This is a genomic window from Acinetobacter sp. YH12144 (assembly GCF_013418345.1).
GTDB classification, from domain to species: Bacteria; Pseudomonadota; Gammaproteobacteria; order Pseudomonadales; family Moraxellaceae; genus Acinetobacter; species Acinetobacter amyesii.
Genome location: NZ_VPCD01000049.1, coordinates 1 through 3,415, shown reverse-complemented (window position 1 = coordinate 3,415; position 3,415 = coordinate 1). Strand labels below are relative to the sequence as shown.

2 protein-coding genes are annotated in these 3,415 nt (G+C 35.5%); both read left to right on the top strand.

The genetic code is table 11. The annotated features are described in order from the left end of the window. A partial coding sequence (gene mobV / locus FTU79_RS16270; RefSeq protein WP_180051351.1) for a MobV family relaxase occupies positions 1-1,507 on the top strand: 1,507 nt, incomplete at its 5' end. 619 nt (positions 1,508-2,126) lie between these two features. Then, the gene (gene repM, locus FTU79_RS16265; RefSeq protein WP_257223656.1) at positions 2,127-3,074 is read left to right on the top strand and encodes a replication initiation protein RepM; all 948 of its coding nucleotides are present in this window, start codon (positions 2,127-2,129) and stop codon (positions 3,072-3,074) included. Positions 3,075-3,415: the final 341 nt, after the last annotated feature.

Sequence of the window (3,415 nt, the reverse complement as noted above, 5' to 3'; positions counted from 1 at the left end):
AATTGGGGGGTCACTTGATCATACATATCGACTTATTGATACACCCAATGCTGACTTAAATCGTGCTGATCTGAATGAACACGACTATAAGAAAAAGACAGAAGTTGTTGCAGCAATAAAAAACAGAATTGATCAACGTGTTAAAGAAAGGCCCGGAAATGTTTTATGTGTTGAATATCTCATCACAGCTAGCCCGGATTGGTCAGGATGGGGGAATAAAGAGACAGAGACAGAATTTTTTGAAATACAGAAGAAGCGATTAATTGAAAAATGGGGTGTTAATAATGTTATCTCTACTCATATTCATAGAGACGAAACAACTCCGCATCTAATAGCTTACATCGTGCCTTTTGATGAAGAAAAACAAGTACTTAATTGCAAAAAGTGGCTAGATGGAAGAAAATTATTACATGAAGAACAGACCGAAGCAGCTGAAATTGTTAAACATTTAGGATTAAGCCGTGGCATCAAACACTCAAAAGCTGAACATCGAACAATCAAACAGCATTATGAGATCATTAATCAAATCAATGAAATAAACGAGTTCAGCCCAAATATTGATAATTTGCCACCCGTTAAAAGCTTTGAATCAAGAGAAAATTACGCAAAACGAGTACTTGAAGCTGTATTACCAGATTATAAAAAAGCAAAAATTGAAGCTATACAGAATGCTGCGACAAAAAAAGAAGTCGAATCACTCAGAGAAATAGCAGAAAAGTCGAAAGTTTATTTAAATGCTTTAGATGATGTGCCGGAACCATACGTCGAGCTATTTAATAGCAAAATAAAAGAAACAGCTTCATTAATTAAAAATAAAAATGAAAATGATATTAAAAAAGAAGTCGAAGAATATAATAAAAAAATAAAAGTAATTAATGATCATAAAGATAATTTTGAGTATTTTTATGACTACTGCAATTTAGAATTAAAAAACAAAAATAATAATGAGAAGTTAATCAAAAAAGAATATAAGAAAACAGAGAATTGGCTTAAAAAGAATGACTTAACAGATAAGGAAATTGAAAAAGGTTGGAAAAATGATGGCTCTCAAATATATATTGATAAGCCGGATTTTTATATGTCTGAATATAAATATGATTCCTTAATGACAGAATATTATAATAATTATAAAAACAATATTTATAAGAAGAGTAAAGATGTGGATATTAATGAAACGATTTCCGTATTAAAACAAAACCCAGAAAACCAGATCGGCAAACGATTCCAAAATAAACTCGATGATTACTATGAGAATTTCGAGCCTGTCATAAATGAAGTGGGGCACTATCTGAAGCGTCTGGAAGAACTCAAAGCGGCAGAACAGGTGAAAGATGCTGCTAGAAGCGCACAGATTGCCGAAAATGAAAGGATAGCTAAGGAAGGGCTAGAAACGTACAGAAAGCAGAAAACGGCAGAAAATGCGCCTTACAGAGCGTCTAGAAGCGAGGTTAATAAAGATCAAGATAAGTCATTTGATGCTGATAACACTTACAACCCTTTTGGTTAAGCTTATCTAAACAATAAAATCAATTACTTAGCGAGTGTCTACGAGCGACACAATGAAAATTCGCTCACTCCCCTCCCTGATTACAAACTCCCCTTTGCCTTCTTTCTGAAAGTGCAGAGCGTCCCGCATGGGCGCGAACTGTGGGTTTTCCTGTAAAAGCATGAGCGTAGCGAATGCAATATTGCTTTTCTTTTGAGTTATCTAGGTATTTGATAAAACTGCCCCTAGCGGTGAGCGTAGCGAACCGCAATAGAGTTTGAGCATAGCGAAAACATAGGGCAGTTTTCACGGTTGTTTTGGTTCTTAATAGTTTTTAATAGTTTTTAAAGCTTTTAAATGCTTTTAAGACCCTTGAAAGCATTGATATGACTGCGTTTCAGGCATTATAAAGCTAGGTTTGCTCTTATATAAAGCTAGGTTTGCTCTTATATAAAGCTAGGTTTGCTCTTATATAAAGCTAGGTTTGCTCTTAATTATGATAGATAAATTATTATCTAATTTTAGTTAGTAAATATTTTGACTAACTAAATAAAATAGGTTAGCATTTAACCATGTATTAGCCGACAGTTTTCAGGTAGCTGATTTATTACCTTAGTTCAATTTTGGAGGGCGTTGCATAATGAGAAAAGGTAATAAGCAAATGGCTCAGGTTGTGAAAGATAATGTTTTAATTAATGCAAGCTATGCTCTTGATCTTGTTGAGCAACGCTTGGTTTTGCAGGGTATAGTTAAATCCCGCGAAACAGAAACAGGTTTTAATGCTTTAAGACCCGTTTCGATTCATGCTAGTGAGTACGAAAAGCAGTTCAATGTATCTAAAGATGCAGCTTATAAAGCTCTCAAAGACGCTGTGTTATCACTATTTGAGCGTCAATTCACATTCACTGAACTACAAAATGGAAAGCTAAAGGTAGTTAAAAGCCGCTGGGTGTCTCAGATCGCTTATGTTGATGACTCAGCAGAAGTACAGATTATATTCAGCCCTGTAGTTTCAGGCATGTGCTCTCGCTTAGAAAGTCACTTCACAAGCTATGATCTTGAGCAAGTAGCACAGCTCACAAGTAAGTATGCTGTTCGCTTGTATGAACTTCTAATGTGCTGGAAGTCTGTCGGAAAGACACCAGAATTTTCACTTGTAGATTTTCGAAAAAAACTTGGCTTGCTTGATAGCGAATACAAGCCAATGAACAATTTCAAGAAATACGTTCTAGACTTAGCTGTCGCACAAATCAACGAGCATACAGACATCAAAGTTAGCTATGAGCAACACAAGACAGGACGAACAATATCGGGTTTTTCATTCAAGTTTAAATCAAAAGTTAAATCGCAAAAGATTGAGCGACAACGTGATAAAAACACTGTCGATCTATTTGCAAAAATTACAGATGCTCAAAGATACTTGTTTGCAAACAAACTAGCTCGTCGTGCTGAAATGAGTGAGTATTCAAAGGGCACCGAATCGTATGAAGAATTTGGAAAACGAATTGCAGACATGTTGCTTGATGAGCAGAAATTTCAAACCTTTCTACCGCTGTTAATTGATGAGGGTTTCACCTGGAAGTCGTAAGACTTCCGCCCCCGGCAGAGTCCTCGAAGAGCTTGCGGAACCTAAATTTTATTCGAAGAAAAAATTTTGGTGTAGTAAGTACACCAAATTTTGAAATTAGGTTGAAAAAGCAAAATCAAAAGCAGATATTGAACGTAGTTTAATATTTGATCTTGGATTTTGCGATGACTGATTACGTTATTTTGAGACATGCCAAATTGAAATCTTTTGGCGAAATTGGGGGGTCACTTGATCATACATATCGACTTATTGATACACCCAATGCTGACTTAAATCGTGCTGATCTGAATGAACACGACTATAAGAAAAAGACAGAAGTTGTTGCAGCAATAAAAAACAGA

Coding starts and splice junctions, on each gene's coding strand:
- repM (WP_257223656.1), top strand. CDS start 2,127: ATGAGAAAAGGTAATAAGCAAATGGCTCAGGTTGTGAAAGATAATGTT.